This is a genomic window from Lishizhenia sp., assembly GCF_033720595.1.
Lineage (GTDB): Bacteria > Bacteroidota > Bacteroidia > Flavobacteriales_D > Crocinitomicaceae > Lishizhenia.
Genome location: NZ_JAWWCF010000007.1, coordinates 1 through 17,968 on the forward strand (window position 1 = coordinate 1; position 17,968 = coordinate 17,968).

13 protein-coding genes are annotated in these 17,968 nt (G+C 39.1%); 7 read left to right on the forward strand and 6 right to left on the reverse strand.

What is annotated here, in order from left to right:
• A partial coding sequence (locus tag R3333_RS01130; protein WP_318956733.1) for a VOC family protein occupies window positions 1–375 on the forward strand: 375 nt, incomplete at its 5' end.
• Between the two features lie 151 nt (window positions 376–526).
• Window positions 527–1,048 (forward strand): DUF4199 domain-containing protein, encoded by a 522-nt coding sequence (locus tag R3333_RS01135; RefSeq protein ID WP_318956734.1) that lies wholly within the window; start codon window positions 527–529, stop codon window positions 1,046–1,048.
• Here the strand turns inward: R3333_RS01135 and R3333_RS01140 are convergent.
• On the reverse strand, window positions 1,045–1,734 hold the full coding sequence (locus R3333_RS01140) for an NAD-dependent deacylase (RefSeq protein WP_318956735.1): 690 nt from the start codon (window positions 1,732–1,734) through the stop codon (window positions 1,045–1,047). The genes R3333_RS01135 and R3333_RS01140 overlap by 4 nt on opposite strands.
• Before the next feature lie 2 nt (window positions 1,735–1,736).
• Window positions 1,737–2,345: a Crp/Fnr family transcriptional regulator gene (locus R3333_RS01145; protein ID WP_318956736.1), complete on the reverse strand. Its 609-nt coding sequence runs from the start codon at window positions 2,343–2,345 to the stop codon at window positions 1,737–1,739.
• Window positions 2,346–2,527: 182 nt separating this feature from the next.
• On the opposite strand from R3333_RS01145, the gene R3333_RS01150 reads away from it, so the two are divergent.
• The 5 genes from R3333_RS01150 to R3333_RS01170 all read left to right on the forward strand — a co-directional run bounded on the left by R3333_RS01150 (window position 2,528) and on the right by R3333_RS01170 (window position 14,104).
• Window positions 2,528–4,792, forward strand: a complete 2,265-nt coding sequence (locus tag R3333_RS01150) for an NADP-dependent malic enzyme (protein WP_318956737.1) — start codon at window positions 2,528–2,530, stop codon at window positions 4,790–4,792.
• Window positions 4,793–4,794: 2 nt separating this feature from the next.
• On the forward strand, window positions 4,795–5,370 hold the full coding sequence (gene ruvA / locus R3333_RS01155; RefSeq protein WP_318956738.1) for a Holliday junction branch migration protein RuvA: 576 nt from the start codon (window positions 4,795–4,797) through the stop codon (window positions 5,368–5,370).
• Between the two features lie 14 nt (window positions 5,371–5,384).
• Window positions 5,385–12,692, forward strand: coding sequence for a cell surface protein SprA (sprA, locus tag R3333_RS01160; RefSeq protein ID WP_318956739.1), 7,308 nt, complete (start codon window positions 5,385–5,387; stop codon window positions 12,690–12,692).
• Entirely contained in the window at window positions 12,682–13,134 is a 453-nt protein-coding gene (locus tag R3333_RS01165; RefSeq protein ID WP_318956740.1) for a GNAT family N-acetyltransferase, read from the forward strand. Before sprA ends, R3333_RS01165 begins: the two co-directional genes overlap by 11 nt.
• A 73-nt stretch (window positions 13,135–13,207) precedes the next feature.
• Window positions 13,208–14,104 carry a TIGR01777 family oxidoreductase gene (locus tag R3333_RS01170; RefSeq protein ID WP_318956741.1) on the forward strand — a complete coding sequence of 299 codons (897 nt, stop codon included), beginning with the start codon at window positions 13,208–13,210 and terminating at the stop codon, window positions 14,102–14,104.
• Between the two features lie 168 nt (window positions 14,105–14,272).
• Here R3333_RS01170 and R3333_RS01175 read toward each other — a convergent pair whose 3' ends face one another.
• The 4 genes from R3333_RS01175 to thiS form a co-directional block, all read right to left on the reverse strand.
• The gene (locus R3333_RS01175; RefSeq protein ID WP_318956742.1) at window positions 14,273–15,058 is read right to left on the reverse strand and encodes a type IX secretion system membrane protein PorP/SprF; all 786 of its coding nucleotides are present in this window, start codon (window positions 15,056–15,058) and stop codon (window positions 14,273–14,275) included.
• A 64-nt stretch (window positions 15,059–15,122) separates the two neighbouring features.
• Window positions 15,123–15,683, reverse strand: a complete 561-nt coding sequence (locus R3333_RS01180; RefSeq protein ID WP_318956743.1) for a thiamine phosphate synthase — start codon at window positions 15,681–15,683, stop codon at window positions 15,123–15,125.
• 76 nt (window positions 15,684–15,759) lie between these two features.
• Window positions 15,760–17,646 carry a phosphomethylpyrimidine synthase ThiC gene (thiC, locus tag R3333_RS01185; RefSeq protein WP_318956744.1) on the reverse strand — a complete coding sequence of 629 codons (1,887 nt, stop codon included), beginning with the start codon at window positions 17,644–17,646 and terminating at the stop codon, window positions 15,760–15,762.
• A gap of 29 nt (window positions 17,647–17,675) precedes the next feature.
• Window positions 17,676–17,876: a sulfur carrier protein ThiS gene (gene thiS / locus R3333_RS01190; RefSeq protein ID WP_318956745.1), complete on the reverse strand. Its 201-nt coding sequence runs from the start codon at window positions 17,874–17,876 to the stop codon at window positions 17,676–17,678.
• Window positions 17,877–17,968 lie beyond the last annotated feature (92 nt).

The following is a 17,968-nucleotide window of genomic DNA, read 5'->3' on the forward strand; positions in this document are numbered from 1 at the left end:
TACGAAGGAGCAGGTGTTCAGCACATCGCGGTAGCGACAGATGATATCATTGAAACAGTGAGTCAGTTGAAAGCACGTGGAGTTGAGTTCTTACCACCACCCCCACAAGCATACTACGATATGATTCCTGAGCGTTTAGGAGAACACAGAGATATGATGAAAGAAGATATTTCTAAGTTGCAAGAGTTATCTATCATGGTTGATGCTGATGAGGAAGGGTACTTATTACAGATCTTTACAAAACCAGTTGAAGATAGACCAACTTTGTTCTTCGAAATCATCCAAAGAATGGGTGCTCGTGGATTTGGAGCAGGTAACTTCAAAGCTTTGTTCGAGTCTATCGAAAGAGAACAAGCAAATAGAGGAACGTTATAATTATCACTATTATTGAAGAAAGCCGCAGCATATATTGTTGCGGCTTTTTTTGTTTAAATCATGGCTGCTTTTCGGTTCTTTCCTACACTTTGTTGTGAACGCAGTGTTTTATTAAATTTAATTTCTAATTTGCCAGAAAACTACTGCTACTATGAAAAATTGGAATTTAGAAATTAGGTGGGGTGTGATATTTACCCTTGTAGCCTTGCTTTGGATGGTTATGGAAAAGGCTTTAGGATGGCACGATGAACATTTGGATAAACATATGTGGTTGACCAATTTGTTTGCCATTCCAGCAATACTTGTTTTTGTTTTGGCGATGAAGGAAAAACGAATCAAGGTGTATAACGGAAGTATTAATTTTATACAAGCATTTTTAACGGCTGTAAAAATTTCTGTGGTTGTGGCTATCCTTTCACCTCTTTCGCAATATATTACCTCTGTTTATATTACTCCAAATTACTTTAAAAATGTGATTCCCCTTTCAGTTGAAATGGGGTATTATAATACCATAGAAGAGGCGGAAGCTTTTTTTAACTTGGAAAGTTATATGTTTCAAAGTGTTATTGGAGCTTTGATCATGGGGGTGGTAACAGGAGCTATCATCGCAACAATTCAACATTTTAAATTTACCATTAGAAGAAAGCAGGAGGAAGGTGTTTCTAATGGCTAACTTTTGCTGATTATTTCTTTAAATATAGCCATACCTTCAGTTACAGGTTTGGCTATTTGTTTAAATTGAGATAGGCGGAACTCATCGGCGTGAGGATCGATGAGGTAACTTGGAGTACCCAGTGGGTTGTAGTGCACTAAACTCGCGGCCGGGTAAACTTGCAGAGAGGTACCTACAACTAAAAACAAATCGGCCGTGCTTACTATATCTGCAGCTTGGTCTAGGGCAGGAACCGCTTCTCCAAACCACACTACATGAGGGCGTAAAGGGTAGCCGTCAGGACATACATCGCTTTGTTTTACCTCTGCTTTGTGCCAATCGTAATAGGTTTCTTCCTGTTTGGGTCCACTGCTTTTTACCTTCATGATTTCGCCATGCAGGTGCAGTACATTAGTACTTCCCGCTCTTTCGTGAAGGTTGTCTATGTTTTGAGTGATTACACTTACTTTAAAATCGTTTTCAAGTTCAGCTAAGATGTGATGGCCTTCGTTCGGGTTACATTCCATACATTGCTTCCTGCGCATATTGTAAAACTCGGTAACCAGCTCAGGGTTTTTAGCCCAAGCCTCCGGAGTGGCAACTTCCTCAATTTTATATTGTTCCCATAATCCGCCTGCGTCTCTAAATGTCCCTAGTCCGCTTTCTGCGCTCATGCCCGCTCCGCTTAATACTACTAAATGTTTCATGTTTATTTTTCTTCTTTTTCGAGTAGCCTTTTTCTTAATCTACTTAAAGATTCAGGGGTAATACCGAGATAACTAGCAATTTGATGTTGGGGGACGCGTTGAAACAATTCGGGCTTTTGAACCAATAAGTTTTGATAGCGTTGTGCCGGACTCGATGCTATAAATTGGGCAAATTCTCGCTGTAGTTTGCCTGTGTTTTTTTCAACTTCTTTTCGAATGATGTGTTCTAATCTAGGAATTTGTTGACACATGGCCAATTCTATACTTTGGCTTCCAACGGTGACCCAGGTATCTTCTGCGGCAATGAGGTTTTGCTGTGCAGGACTTTGTTCTAAAGCGCTTGAGAAAGCATTTACAGGATCGTATTCTGTGTAAAATGCCGTTGTTTTCTCCTCGCCTTCTTGAAGATGGTATTCGCGAATAGTTCCCTCAAGAACAAAATAACAATGTTGCGAAACTTGTCCTTCTTTCAGTAAAAACTCCCCTTTTTTAAACAGCTTGAGGGTGGAGTTGTCTAAGATCAATTGGGTTTCTTGAGGGGTGAGCATGCCAAATTCGCCTATGAAATTTTTTAATACTTCTCGTGCCTGTGCTTGTGTAGAATTTGTCATGACCATTGCTTTCTGATTTAAAGTTAAGAACTTTCCTTGGAAGCTTATGTAAAGGATTTTATCATTTCTAAAAATAACCCTAGCGCATGAATGTGTTTAAATTAAATATACCTGCAGTACGACTGGTAATCTCTCAGCTATTTTGTTAATTTTAGGCGCTTACATTAGAAAGAAAAAAACACATGGCTAAGATAAAAAAACAAGATGCATTAGACTATCATTCAATGGGGAAGCCAGGGAAGATAGAGGTGATTCCAACTAAACCTTATTCATCACAACGCGATTTATCGTTAGCGTACTCTCCAGGGGTTGCAGAGCCTTGTTTGAGAATTGCAGAAAACAAAGAAGACGCATATAAATATACAAGCAAGGGAAACCTTGTAGCAGTAATTTCCAATGGTACTGCAGTTTTAGGTTTGGGAGATATAGGTCCTGAAGCCTCAAAGCCAGTGATGGAAGGAAAAGGATTGTTGTTTAAAATCTTTGCGGATATTGATGTATTTGATATCGAAGTAGACGAAACAGATCCTGAAAAATTCATTCAGACAGTTAAAGCGATTGCTCCAACTTTTGGAGGGATTAACTTAGAAGATATTAAGGCTCCAGAAGCCTTTGAAATAGAAAGAAGATTAAAAGAGGAATTAGATATTCCTATTATGCACGATGATCAACACGGTACAGCAATTATTTCTAGTGCGGCCTTGTTGAATGCTTTGGAGTTAGCTGGGAAAGAAATCAATGAAGTGAAAATTGTTGTTTCTGGAGCAGGTGCTTCTGCAATGTCTTGTGCGAAATTATACTGTGCTTTAGGGGCAGATATTAACAATATTCACATGTTTGACAGCAAAGGTTTGTTGTCTAAAAAGCGCGAAGGATTAACGGGGAACAAAGCGCATTTTGCCGTACATGATTTCGATATGGATATCGCTGAGGCAATGAAGGGTGCAGATGTATTCTTAGGATTGTCTAGAGGTGGAGTAATATCGAAAGATATGGTGAAATCTATGGCGAATGATCCTATCGTATTTGCATTGGCGAATCCTGAACCAGAGATTCCTTACAAAGAGGCAATGTCTGTAAGAGAAGATTTAATCATGGCGACAGGACGTTCTGACCATCCTAACCAAGTGAACAATGTATTAGGTTTCCCTTTCATTTTTAGGGGAGCTTTAGATGTTAGAGCAACGGGTATTAATGAAGAAATGAAATTGGCAGCTGTTCATGCAATTGCTTCCTTAGCAAAGGAGTCGGTTCCGGATGAGGTAAGTGAGGCATACGGTGAGAAGAGTATCGTTTTCGGTAGAGACCAATTCATTCCAAAACCATTAGACCCTCGTTTAATTTACTACGTTGCGCCAGCAGTTGCTAAGGCAGCAATGGATTCTGGTATTGCAAAAGAACCCATTGAAGATTGGGACGCATACGAGTCAGAATTGAAGAAGCGTTTAGGATTGGATAATAAATTGGTAAGAAACATTACCGATAAAGCAGAGCGTAATCCAAAACGTGTGGTGTTTGCCGAGGCAGATAACTACAAGATCTTAAAAGCGGCGCAAACGGCCTACGAAGAAGGTGTTGCCTTCCCAATATTATTAGGTAGAAAAGATAAGATAGAGGAAATGATCCATGAATACAGCATGGAATTCCCTGAAGTTGAGATTATCGACCCTAAGGCAGACGAAGAAAATAAGCGTCGTAAAGAGTTTGGATTGAAATTCTTTGAAAAGAGAAAACGTAAAGGATATACAGAATTTGAAGCAATTCAAATCATGCGTGAGCGTAACTACTTTGGTTCTATGATGGTGGAAAGTGGTCAGGCTGATGCGATGGTTTCTGGTGCTACACGTAGATATGCTGATGTATTAAAACCAGCGTTGAAAGTGGTTGGAACACAAGAAGACGTAAGTAAGGTTGCAGGTATGTACATTTTAATGACGAAGAAAGGACCTCTTTTCTTGGCCGATACTACTGTAAACTTTGATCCAACAGCAGAGGAAATTGCAGACATCACAGATAACGTGGCGCGTACAATTAGAAAACTGAAAGTACACCCGCGTATCGCCTTATTGTCTTACTCTAACTTTGGTTCTGCGCCAGGTAAGGATTCTAACAAGATGGCTGAAGCTACACGTATCATTCACGAAAAATACCCAACACTTTCTGTGGATGGAGAGATACAAGCCAATTTTGCTTTGAACAATGAATTGAAAATGGAGAAATTCTCTTTCTCAGATTTAGCCAACAAAGAAGTAAACACGTTGATTTTCCCAAATTTATCGGCAGGTAACATTGCTTATAAATTAATGCAGGAAATGACAGAAGCAGAGGCTATAGGTCCTGTTTTAGTAGGTTTGAAAAAATCTATACACGTTTTACAACTTGGTTCGTCTGTAAGAGAAATAGTGAACATGGTGAAAGTTGCCGTTGTTGACGCCCAAAACAAATAATTATGATTACACACCTGAACGGGAAATTAGTAGAAAAGAACCCCACCAACCTCATTATTGAGTGTGGTGGGATAGGATATGAAGTGAAAATTTCATTGAATACTTTTTCAGCCATCAAAAGTGAGGAAGCCATCAAAATTTTTACCCAATTTGTGGTAAGAGAGGATGCTCAAATCTTATATGGATTTGCTACAACGGATGAGAGAGAAATGTTCAATCATCTAATTTCTGTTTCGGGGATAGGACCGAACACGGCGATGATAATGTTGTCATCTTTGCTTCCTTCTGATATTGCTCAGGCCATCGTAAGTGAGGATGTAAACACCATTAAAAGTGTAAAAGGTATAGGTGCCAAAACAGCTCAACGTGTAATCGTTGACCTCAAGGATAAAATGGCCAAATTCGAATTTTCTTCGGATAATATTTTTGTTGAGAACAATACGAAGCGCTTTGAAGCGTTAACTGCATTAGTCTCATTAGGTTTCGATAAGAAAGCTGCTGAAAAAGCGTTGGATAAAGTATCGACCGGTGAGGAAAGTGTTGAGGAGTTAATTAAGCTCTCATTAAAAATACTTTAAGCTGATTATTAACTGTGAGAAATAGATTTACCTTTCTAAAATTTGCCTTAATTGGTATTGTTATAGTATTGTTCGGATCGCACGCCTCAAGAGCGCAAACGCATCCAGACAGTATTGAGCTACAGTACGAAATTGAGAACCCAATTGATCCTACTCAAAATAATCCTCAAAGTTTTGATTTAGGGGATCCTTCGAATGTAGAATTGATTATAGAGTATGATCCCGTAACTGGAAAATATGTTTTCCGTGAGAAAATGGGTGATTTGGATTACAGAAATCCTTCTATGATGACCTTGGAGGAATACATCGAGTATGAGCGCCAAAAAGAAATGCGCGACTACTGGAAAGAAAAGGTTGAAAATCAAAACCAACAAGGACAACCCTTAGAGATTCCTATTAAAATTGAAAGTCCAGGTTTTGCCAATGTTTTTGGTTCAGATGAAATTAATATTCGTCCACAAGGGGCAGTAGAACTTTCTTTTGGGGTTGCTGCTTCTCGTTATGACAATCCAGTATTACTAGAACGTCAAAGAACTTTAGTGCGTTTTGACTTCCAACAACGTATTCAGTTGAACTTGGTAGGACAGATTGGGGATAGAATGAAGTTGGGTGCATCTTACAATACCGAAGCACAGTTTCAATTTGATAATGTTACCAAATTAGAATACACAGGAGACGAAGATCAGATCATTCAAAAATTAGAGGCGGGTAACGTTTCTATGCCTTTGAATACTTCATTAATTCAAGGTTCACAAACCTTGTTTGGGGTAAAAACAAGAATGAAATTTGGTCGTTTAACGGTTGATGCCATTGCAGCATCCTCTAAAGGTCAAAAGCAAACGATTAATATAGAAGGTGGTGCGCAAATCAAGAAGTTTGAATTGAAGGCAGATAACTACGAGGCCAACCGTCACTACTTCTTAAACTATTACCATAGAAATCACTACGACGAAGCATTGGCGACTGTACCTGTGATTAATTCTATCGTAAACATTACACGTATTGAAGTTTGGGTAACCAACCGTCAGAATACAGTAGACAATACAAGAAATATTTTAGCCTTCACCGATTTAGGGGAAGGACAACAAGAAAACTGGGAAGGAGCTCCGGGATACGGAAATACCCAAAACCAAGCCTTGCCGGATAACGAAGCCAATGCTCTTTATGAGTGGGCGTCGGGCAATGCAGCTATTCGTTCTTTCAACAATGCTGTGGTAACACTTTCAAATCAAGTAACTGCTCCAGGGCCATTTAACCAAGCCATGGAATATGAGAAAGTTGAGAATGCAAGAAAATTAACGACAAACGAATTTACTTACAATGCGCAGTTAGGGTATATCTCTGTGAACATACCCTTGAATTCTGATGAAGTATTGGCCGTTGCTTACGAGTATACCTATGGAGACAGAGTATACCAAGTGGGTGAATTCTCAACCGATGGTGTAGAAGGTCAGGATGCTTTAATCTTGAAATTATTGAAACCAACCATTACGAATCCTCGAAACAAATTATGGGATTTGATGATGAAAAACGTTTATTCTATTGGTGCTTACCAAGTGAGTCAAGATGGATTTAAACTGAATGTTTTCTACAACAACCCAGAAACATCTTTACCGATTAACTTTTTGCCTCAAATAGACGACAGACAGTTGGTAGACGTGATTGGGATGGATAGGTTGAATCAAAACAACCGTGCACAACAGGATGGGGTCTTTGACTTTGTGCCGATTAATTTCACCAATAACATGGCGGTGAATGGAGGTACAATCAATACCCGTAATGGTAGAATTTACTTCTCCACCATAGAACCTTTCGGAAAGACCATTCGAAAAGAGATGGAAGATGAAGGTATTGCTCAGGTAGTGATAGACAATGTTGTTTTTGAAGAATTATACGACAGTACTCAAATCGCAGCAGAACAGATTCCAAGTAAAAACAGATTCCTCTTTAAAGGAGAGTACAAATCTTCCGTTTCCTCTGATATTCCATTGAATGCCTTAAACGTGCCAGAAGGGGCAGTAACGGTAACAGCAGGAGGAATTCGTTTGGTTGAGGGGCAAGATTTTACCGTGGATTATAACTTAGGTAGAGTTAAAATATTAAATACAGGGGTGTTAGAGTCGAATACACCTATTCAAATTGATATTGAAAGTCAATCCGTTTTTGGTTTCCAATCCAAAACTTTAATGGGAGGTCATGCCAACTATATGTTCGATCCTGATTTTAACTTAGGAGCTACGTGGATGATGATGACTGAAAAACCCATTACTCAAAAGGTAGATTATGGAGACGAGCCGTTTAGAAATAATGTAATAGGGGTAGATTTGGCCTTAAGAAGGGAAGTTCCATTACTTACAAAATTGGTGGATTTATTGCCTGTGATTTCAACGAAAGCTAAATCTACAATCAACGTTACAGCAGAAGCAGCCCACTTAATTCCAGGAACGCCGAGAGCGGTAACGCGACAAGGTATTTCATACGTTGATGATTTCGAAGGGTCTCAGTCGACAATTGATTTGAAAAGTAATTACACAACCTGGAAGTTGGCCTCTATTCCTCAGGGACAAAATGCTTTATTCCCAGAAGCATCTTTAAAAGATAATTTGGCGGCTGGTTACGGTAGAGCCCACATGGCTTGGTATGCTATTGAACCGCTTTATTATCGTTCTGATAACCAAACGCCTGATCACATTGTGCAAAACCCAGAGTTGATTGAGAACGATTTAACGTGTGTGGTTTCTCAGGGTCAATTGTTCCCTAATTTGAATTTACCGATTGGTTCTATTCCTAACCTTACGGTGATGAATTTAGCGTATTATCCTAAGGAAAGAGGGATGTACAACTATGATACGACCAATACTGTAGACCAGAATGGTGATTTCACCAATCCTGAGGAACGTTGGGCAGGTATCATGCGTGCTTTAACCACGACAAACTTTGAGCAAACAAATATTGAGTACATCCAATTCTGGATGATGGATCCTTTCTGTAAAGATCAAGAAGATTTTGATCCAAATACTCCGCACAGTGGTGGTGATTTATATTTCAACTTAGGGAATATATCAGAAGATATTTTACCGGATTCAAGAAAAGGATACGAAAGTGGATTACCTACACCAGATGCTGTAAATACAAATAATATAGATACCACGAACTGGTCAAGATTGTCTTCTTCTCAAGTAATTGTTAACGCCTTTGATCCGAACACAGCTTATAGAGAATTCCAAGATTTAGGTTTGGATGGATGGAACGACGATCAAGAAAAATCCGCTTATGCGAGTTATGTGAATTGGATCAATTCTTCCAATTTACCGGCAGCAGTTAAAACTGAATTATTGAGTGATATCTCTAACGATAATTACAACTTCCACAGAGATGATGCTTATGATGCACAGCAATTAGACATTTTGGATAGGTATAAAAACTTCAATAAACACGAAGGAAATTCACCTACTCCAGAAATGTATGCGGCCCAAAATGCAGACGGATATCCAACCTTATATTCTATTACTCCAGATATTGAAGATATCAATGCAGACAACAATTTAGGGGAGTCTGAAGCATATTTCCAGTACAAAGTTTCTTTGCGTCAGAATGATATGCAAGTAGGTAAGAACTACATTATTAATGAAAGATCTTACCAAGATGGAAACCGTACTAGAAAATGGTACCAGTTTAGAATTCCAGTGAAAAACCCAGATGATGTAATCAACGGAATTACAGATTTCAGGTCTATACGTTTCATGCGTATGTTCATGACGAACTTTAACGAACGTACAATTTTAAGGTTTGCCAAATTAGAATTTATTAGAGGAGAATGGAGAAGGTATACAGAAGATCTTAAGGCTCCGGGAGATGGAGTGCAGGTAGATCCAAATGCTACCAACTTCAATATTGGTGCGGTAAATATTGAACAACACGATCAGCGTTTACCTATTCCTTATGTAACGCCTCCGGGCATCTCAAGAGAGATAGACCCATCACAAACATACCAACGTCAATTAAACGAACAAGCACTTACCCTTGAGGTATGTGAATTAGAAGATGGTGATGCCAGAGCAGCGTACAGGAATGTAGAGTTTGACGTGAGGAACTACGAAAAGCTGAAGATGTTTGTGCACGCCGAGGGAGATCAATTCCAAGCTCCGTTGAATGATGATGATTTAACCGTCTTCATTCGTATGGGTACAGATTTCGATGAAAACTATTACGAGTACGAAATCCCTCTAAAAGTTACAGCTTTTAACCAAAGTGCCTCTCCTTTACAGGTTTGGCCAGAAGAGAATAACATAGAAATCGTATTCGAAGATTTACTGCAAGCTAAAAAAGAAAGAAACAACTTGGCAGATGTTCCAGGTAGTTCAATTTCTAAAACAGTAGAATATGTAGTACCAGACCCGAATGATGCTACCAAACTCATTAAGGTGAAGGGTAACCCTAACTTACAAGGTATGCGTACCTTGATGATAGGTGTGCGTAATCCAAGGCAAAACGCGGATCACCCATGGAATGACGATGGTTTCGCAAAATGTGCTGAGATTTGGGTGAATGAGTTGCGTTTGTCTGACTTTAATAGCTCAGGAGGATCTGCAGCCTTGGCTCAAGTGCAAATGCAGTTGGCGGATTTCGCTAACGTAAACGTTGCGGGGACTTACAGTGGAACAAACTGGGGAGCTATAGACGCAAGTGTTTCTGAACGTCAACGAAATACACAGTATTCATTTGACTTCTCTACCAATGCACAGTTAGGTCAATTCTTAGGTAAGAAAGCTAGAATTTCGGTTCCTTTCTATTACTCTTATTCTTTAGGAGTTGTTACGCCAGAATTTGATCCATTCAACCCAGATATTAAGTTGAGTGAATATAGCGTTAACGAACGTAAAGAAAGAGCCAGAAAAGGACAGGATTATAGTTTGACCAAATCTTTCAACTTTACCAATGTAAGGAAAGAAAGAAAACCCGGTAAAGACGTTCACTTGTGGGATATTGAGAACTTTTCTTTGTCGTATGCCCAGAGTGAACAATTACTAAGAGACTTTAATACAGAGTACGATAGAACAAACATCTACAGAGGTGGATTGAATTATACCTATTCGGGTACACCTTTGCTTATTGAGCCTTTGAAGAATGTAAGTTTCTTGAATAAGTCAGATTGGTTGAGAATTATTAGAGATGCACATTTCTATTTAGGACCAAAAAGTATAGGTTTCCAAAACGATTTAATGCGTTCTTACAACGAACGTAAAATTAGAAACAACTTGGGTACAACTTTCGAGTTTCAACCTATCTACTTGAAGAACTTCACGTGGCAAAGAAGGTATAACATGCGTTATGATATTACCAAAAACTTGAAGTTTAATATTACAGCCAATAACAATTCAATTTTCGATGAGCCAGAGGGTCAGGTAGACAGGCAAGAAGCACCAGGTTTGTACCAGCAGTTTAGAGATTCTATTCGTTCGCAGATGAATACTTTAGGTAAGACCATGCGTTATAATCATGACTTTGATTTCACCTATAAATTACCGCTGGATCAAATTCCGGTATTGGATTTCATGAATACGAATGTTCGTTACACGGGAGGATATGAATGGCAACGTTCATTACTGGGACAAGAAGACTTTGGAAATACGATTCAGAATTCGCGTAACATAAATATCACTACACAAATGAACTTGAATACGCTGTACAACAAAGTAGAGTTGTTCAAAAAAGTGAATTCAGGTGGTAGCTCAGCGAGATCTCCAAGAAGAAGTATCCGTGGTGGGGTAGGACCAAAACGTCCGTCTCAACTTAAGGTAGCTGACACGGCAAATATGACGCCGCGAGAATTGAAAAAATGGGAGAAGGAACAAGAACGTGAAAAGCGTAAAGAAGAAAGAATAGAAGAAAACCAAGAGAAGTTTAACCAAGATTTCCATCCAGTTACAGGATTCTTGGTAAGAGGTTTAATGAGTGTAAGAACGATTTCAGGATCTTATACCTTGAACGATGGTAGTTTATTACCGGGGTACAACCAAGAAACAAGAATATTAGGTTTCTCTGAAAATTATTCAGCGCCAATGGCCGGTTTCTTAGTGGGTAAACAACAAAGAGATATCTGGGGTCGTAGCAATGGCTTTTTACTGGCACCTACGGCAGAAGCCAATGGTTGGTTGGTAAATAATCCAATGTTGAATTCTCCGCATACGATAACACATTCGCAAACCATTACAGGTAGAATGAGTTTAGAGCCGTTGAAAGACGTGAAGATAGATTTAACCATGAACAGAAGTTTTACGGAAAACCAATCGGAATTCTACAGAGCAGATTCTTCAGGTGTGTTCTCTCCTCAAGGTAGGTTTACAAGCAATACATTGACGTATTCTACGATTTCTATCGGAACGGCATTTAATGATTTGTATGACGAGAAATACTCTTACACTTTCGATAAAATGAGAGAGGATAGATTGTTAGTCTCGCAACTGCTAGGAGAGGGGAATCCAAATTCATCAGTAGATTCTGCAGGTTACTATGATGGTTACTTTGGCGGACAGCAAGATGTTGTTATTGGAGCCTTCTTAACGGCATATTCAGGAAGAAGTATCAACGATAAAAATGTTAACCCTATCCGTAATATTCCATTACCAAATTGGAATGTTACCTATAATGGACTGTCGAAATACAAGTTCATGAAAAAACATGTGCGTAACTTCACAATTCGTCATGGATATTCTTCAACGGTTGCCGTAACAGGAATGCAAACGAACTTGAATGCTGATATCGTAAACGGATCTCCAACATCACGAGATTTAAAGAATAACTTCATTTCTGCGAAGCAAATTCAGAACGTAAGTTTGATGGAAAGTTTCTCTCCATTAATTGGATTTGATGCTACCTGGAAAATTGGTAAAAACGGATTGTTAACGCGATTTGAAATCAACAAAGATAGATCAGCTTCACTTTCATTGGCGAATAATCAAATTACTGAGACTTTAGGAAATGAAATCATTATTGGTTCAGGGTACAAGTTTAGCGATGTTCAATTGCCATTGAAGTTTGGTGGTAAGCGTGTGCAATCTTCAGATGTGAATGTGAGGTTTGACTTCTCAATCAGAGATAACTTTACAGTAATTAGAAACATCGTATTGGATGAGACGCAAGCAACGGCCGGACAAAAAGTAGTGAAGATTTCTGCTTCTGCAGATTACCAATTCGGACAAAACGTAACGGTATCTTACTACTACGATCAAACGATTACAGATCCAAGAGTTGCTACTTCTTACCCAACAGGTAACATGAGTACAGGATTAAGATTAAGATTTAACTTAGGTGGATTATAATATTAGAAGAGCACAACCAGGTGATGAGACAGGAATTCATCGCCTGATTGTTGAATTAGCAGTATACGAGAACGAACCAGATGCCGTTTTCAATACTCCAGAACAATTAGCCATAGACATTTTTGAGCGCAAAGTGTGTGAATCATTTGTGGTAGAATATCAAGGAGATATTATTGCCTACGCTATTTTCTACACCAATTATTCTACTTGGAATGGCGCATGTATTTACCTCGAAGATATTTGTATTACAGAAGAGCACCGAAGAAAAGGAATTGGTGTACAACTCTTCCAAAAGGTGGTAGATGTTGCCAAAGAGCGCAAAGTACGTCGCATGGATTGGCAAGTGCTAGACTGGAATACACCCGCAATTAAATTCTACGAAAAAATTGGCGCAACTATCGATAAAGAATGGTACAACGGACGCCTATTTTTTAACCAATAAATAACACACTTTAATTTTCCTTAATCCTATCTTGTAGAACGAACAAGACGCCGTTCTAATCGTTTTAAAGAATATGGGAAAAAAGATAGTTATTGCTGGTGGGAGTGGTTTGGTAGGTCAAGCTCTTCAAGATTATTTAAGAAAAGAAGGGCATCAAGTTTATGTCCTTTCGCGTAAGGAGAAATCAGACCCCAATTACTATTATTGGAACCCATCCCTGAAAAAAATAGACGCTAATGCTATTGAAGGTACGCAGGTACTAATTAACCTATCGGGTCAAGGTATTGCCGATAGCCGATGGACAGAAGCGCGTAAAAAAGAATTGTTATCATCTCGGGTTGTACCTACACAATTTCTCTTTAGTGTTTTTCAGCACAGTAATACCTTAGAACAGTACATCTCTGCATCTGGAATTAATTGTTACCCCTTAAATAATTACGATAAGGTATATAAAGAAGAAGATGCTTACGGCGATGATTTCCTGTCTCACATTGTAAAAGAATGGGAGAAAAGCGCAGATTTGTTTCAATCGATTTGTAAAGTAGCTAAACTCAGGACTTCTGTTGTTTTAACACCAACTGGAGGAGCGCTAGCAACAATTGCAAAACCAATTAAACTGTATGTGGGTTCACCCTTGGGAAGTGGAAAACAATGGATGCCTTGGATTACGATCACCGATTTAACACGTATGTTTGGTCATGTCATCCAGCAAGAGTTGTCGGGTACCTATAATGCCATAGCCAATGCAAATACCAATAAAGATTTTACCGAGAAATTGGCAAAAGTCCTACATAAACCCTTGGTTCTACCCAACGTTCCAGGATTCGTATTGAAGCTTGTCCTAGGAGAAATGTCTACAATGGTGTTAGAAGGAATTCAGGCTTCAAATGAAAAGGTCAAGGCTAAAGGTTTTACCTTTAAATACAAAGAATTACCGCAAGCCCTTGAGCACGTTTTAAAAGGTGCTTAGGCCGCTCCCTCCTCCATGAAATTGAGGAGGTGGGGCTATCCATTATAGTCCCAAAAAGTGCACTTAAGTCGCATTGCACTTCAAGTCTACTTCCTTTGGTCGTAGTCTTTTAGCACATGCTTACTAAAGTACACTTCTCGGGCGCTGCCATTGCTATCCCTAGCGGTTTTACAAAGCGAGTTTAATTCCGAATTGTAAGGAAGTTCTTTGTGGTGTACCAGGGAATCCTCCTAAACTCATGTTTACCTCGAGTTTCTCGGTGAATTTATAGCCTGCACCCATGTAAAAACCTCTGCGTGCGTCGTATCCTGCGGTTAGTGAGTATTTGTTGTTAAACAAGAGATTTGCTTCCAAAGAGCTCGAATAATTCGATAACACTAAGTTCGTAGTAAGTTTGAATTGGTCTCTGTCAATGATGGTTTGTTGATACAAGAGGTTGATGAGCTGATGTCGGTCCGTACCGTATTCTTCAAACCTCAAACCATATTCAGCACCTACTTTAAAACGCTTGCCTGCATAGAGAGCGCCAAAACGCGTGGTATGTAAGCTTCTCGTAGAGGAATTATAGTTGTTTAGGTTCGAAATGTATGAATAAGAGGTGCTGGCTTTGCCATAACCCACACCGAAATTTAAACTGTGACCGTTATTGAGTTTGGCCTGGTAGCTTAAACCAATTTCCTTACGATGATGGGCATAAAAGAAGTTCTCAGAATTTTCAAATTGACCAGAAAGACTAAAATTACTTTTTCCCAAACGGGTTTCAAAGAGTAGGGAACTGTTGCTACCGTATTTTGAATTGAGAACAGCACTGTAGTTAATTTGACCACCATCTAAACCGGCGTGTGCTACATTAAATGAACTTAGCCTGTTGTGTGCCATGGAATTGTTCATGTTCTGGGCATGTGCACCAAACCCGAAAAATAAAAAGGCTACTAGGAATTTTAAAGATTGCATAATTTATGTTTTCCATAAGACCCTTATGCTACCCTTTAGTTACTGCGGTTTTTGTGAAGAAAAGTTAAAGTGTATTTTGGAGCTGTTTAAAGCTTTGTAAAGGATGTGCTGACTGCCAAATACAACCCAAAACAGCAAAATGATGAAAGCCAAACTCTTTTGCATTGCTCAGGTTTTCAGGATGAATTCCTCCCAAAGCGATTATTCTCTGACGCAAATTCGTGTCTAAATGTTGGATAGATAAGTTCTCTTTACGCTTGTATCCGTCTTTAGAAATTGATGGAAAAACCGGACTTAAATACACCTCCTCAAAACTTTTTAGCTTTTCCAAAGCTTCTTCAACGCTGTGTGCTCCCGTTGTTTTGGCTTTAAAATGTTCATTGGGTAGATCTTGATTTCTAAGGTGCAAATGAATTGTTGGAAATTCCTCTTTTAAGTCGTGATATTGATGGATATAAACCCTGTGAAGGTGTTCTGTAGGGATTGCGTTCAAATAGGCTTTATAGTCGTTCTTTGTAGCCCCTGGTTTACGCAGGTGCAAACGTTCCAACCCTGCCTCAAATAGAGCACATACAATCTCCATTTCTTGGGGATGATCTTGTTCTGGAGTGAAGAGGACGAGCATAGTATAAAAATAGAAAGTAAATCAAAAAACGCCGCATAAAGCTATGCGGCGTTTGATATTTTCTTAAAGTATTAGCTTACACTAATTTTTCTGGTTCTAAGTACAAGTCACCACCTTTTTCGTGGAATTGTTTTGACTTTTCTTCCATACCTTTCTGTAAAGCTTCATCTTCTGAAATTCCGTTTTCCTTTGCGTAATCTCTTACATCTTGAGAAATCTTCATAGAACAGAAGTTGGGTCCACACATAGAGCAGAAGTGCGCCACCTTAGCATTGTCAGAAGGCAATGTTTCATCGTGGTATTCTCTTGCTGTGTCTGGATCTAAAGATAAGTTGAACTGATCTTCCCATCTAAATTCGAAACGCGCTTTAGAAAGTGCATTATCTCTGTGCTGTGCTCCTGGGTGACCTTTCGCTAAATCTGCAGCGTGTGCCGCTAATTTGTAAGTAATCACACCGTCTTTCACATCTTTCTTGTTCGGTAAACCTAAGTGCTCTTTTGGCGTTACGTAACACAACATCGCACATCCAAACCAACCAATCATTGCTGCACCAATACCTGAAGTAATGTGGTCGTAACCTGGAGCAATGTCAGTAGTTAGTGGCCCTAATGTGTAGAAAGGAGCTTCATGACACTCTTTCAATTGCTTGTCCATGTTTTCTTTAATCATGTGCATTGGCACGTGACCAGGACCTTCAATCATAGTCTGAACGTCGTGTTTCCAAGCAATTTTTGTCAATTCACCCAATGTTTCTAACTCACCAAACTGAGCAGCATCATTTGCATCAGCTATAGAACCTGGACGTAATCCATCTCCTAAAGAGAAAGCAACGTCATAGGCCTTCATAATTTCACAAATCTCTTCGAAGTGTGTGTACAAGAAGTTTTCTTTGTGGTGAGCTAAACACCATTTCGCCATGATAGAACCACCTCTAGAAACGATACCTGTAACACGGTTTGCCGTCATAGGAACGTAACGTAAAAGTACACCTGCGTGAATCGTAAAGTAATCTACCCCTTGTTCCGCTTGTTCAATCAAAGTGTCTCTAAAGATCTCCCACGTTAAATCTTCTGCTTTACCATTTACTTTTTCCAAAGCTTGGTAAATTGGAACGGTTCCGATTGGAACTGGAGAGTTTCTTAAAATCCATTCTCTTGTTTCGTGGATGTTCTTTCCTGTAGAAAGGTCCATGATGTTATCAGCACCCCATCTACATGCCCAAACTGCTTTTTCTACTTCTTCTTCAATGGTAGAAGAAACTGCAGAGTTACCAATGTTGGCATTGATTTTCACCAAGAAGTTTCTACCAATGATCATTGGCTCACTCTCAGGGTGGTTAATGTTGTTTGGAATAATAGCTCTACCTGCAGCGATCTCATCACGTACAAATTCTGGAGTAATTTTTCCTTGTGGAGTATTCGCTCCGAAACTATTTCCTGGGTGTTGTTTTGCTATTTCTGTTGCTTCATCAATACGTTGGTTCTCACGAATGGCAATGTATTCCATTTCTGGTGTGATGATACCTTGTTTGGCATAGTGCAACTGTGTAACATTTTTACCTGCTTTTGCACGTAACGGTTTTTTCAAATGCTCAAAACGCAAGTGGTCTAATGAAGGGTCGTTCAAACGCTCTTTTCCGTAGTCAGAAGAAATTTCTGATAACTCTTCAACGTCACCTCTCTTTAAAATCCATTCTTGGCGTAAACGCGGTAAACCTTTTTTAATATCGATTTCTACATTAGGATCAGTGTAAGGTCCTGATGTATCGTAAACTGTAACTGCTTCGTTACTTTCTTTCTTAAATTCTCCGTCAGCAAACATAGGTTTAGAGTCTGTTAACTCTATCTCACGCATCGCAACTTTGATGTCGTGAATTTCACCTTTTACGTATATCTTTTTTGATGCTGGGAAAGGATCTCTAGAAATCTTTTCATCAGTAGTAGGTACTGCTTCTCTCTTCATATTTCCTATGCTTTATTGTTTATTTTATGCTAACCACCCGCCGTCGCAGTGATTACCATAATACTATCTTGTTCATTAATATTTTGGGTCGCCCAATTTGATTTAGCAACAATAGAACTGTTTAATGCCACGGCAATTCCCGTTTTATTATCCATGTTTCTTTCGGCTAAAAAATCTTGAATGTTTTGAGCCTTTGTTTCTATTTCAGCATTGTTGAATTTTACCTTCATGGCGTAAACTTCTACGTTTAAAATAAAGTTTGCTTAAGATAAGCAAAACAAATTAAAATCAGCTTGTACAGAAAAAGAGGGGATGCCCAAAA

Bases quoted from the DNA above. Each gene is read 5' to 3' on its own strand.
- R3333_RS01170 (WP_318956741.1), top strand. From the start codon at position 13,208: ATGGGAAAAAAGATAGTTATTGCTGGTGGGAGTGGTTTGGTAGGTCAA.
- R3333_RS01140 (WP_318956735.1), bottom strand. From the start codon at position 1,734: ATGAAACATTTAGTAGTATTAAGCGGAGCGGGCATGAGCGCAGAAAGC.
- R3333_RS01135 (WP_318956734.1), top strand. From the start codon at position 527: ATGAAAAATTGGAATTTAGAAATTAGGTGGGGTGTGATATTTACCCTT.
- R3333_RS01175 (WP_318956742.1), bottom strand. From the start codon at position 15,058: ATGCAATCTTTAAAATTCCTAGTAGCCTTTTTATTTTTCGGGTTTGGT.
- thiC (WP_318956744.1), bottom strand. From the start codon at position 17,646: ATGAAGAGAGAAGCAGTACCTACTACTGATGAAAAGATTTCTAGAGAT.
- thiS (WP_318956745.1), bottom strand. From the start codon at position 17,876: ATGAAGGTAAAATTCAACAATGCTGAAATAGAAACAAAGGCTCAAAAC.
- R3333_RS01150 (WP_318956737.1), top strand. From the start codon at position 2,528: ATGGCTAAGATAAAAAAACAAGATGCATTAGACTATCATTCAATGGGG.
- R3333_RS01145 (WP_318956736.1), bottom strand. From the start codon at position 2,345: ATGACAAATTCTACACAAGCACAGGCACGAGAAGTATTAAAAAATTTC.
- ruvA (WP_318956738.1), top strand. From the start codon at position 4,795: ATGATTACACACCTGAACGGGAAATTAGTAGAAAAGAACCCCACCAAC.
- R3333_RS01180 (WP_318956743.1), bottom strand. From the start codon at position 15,683: ATGCTCGTCCTCTTCACTCCAGAACAAGATCATCCCCAAGAAATGGAG.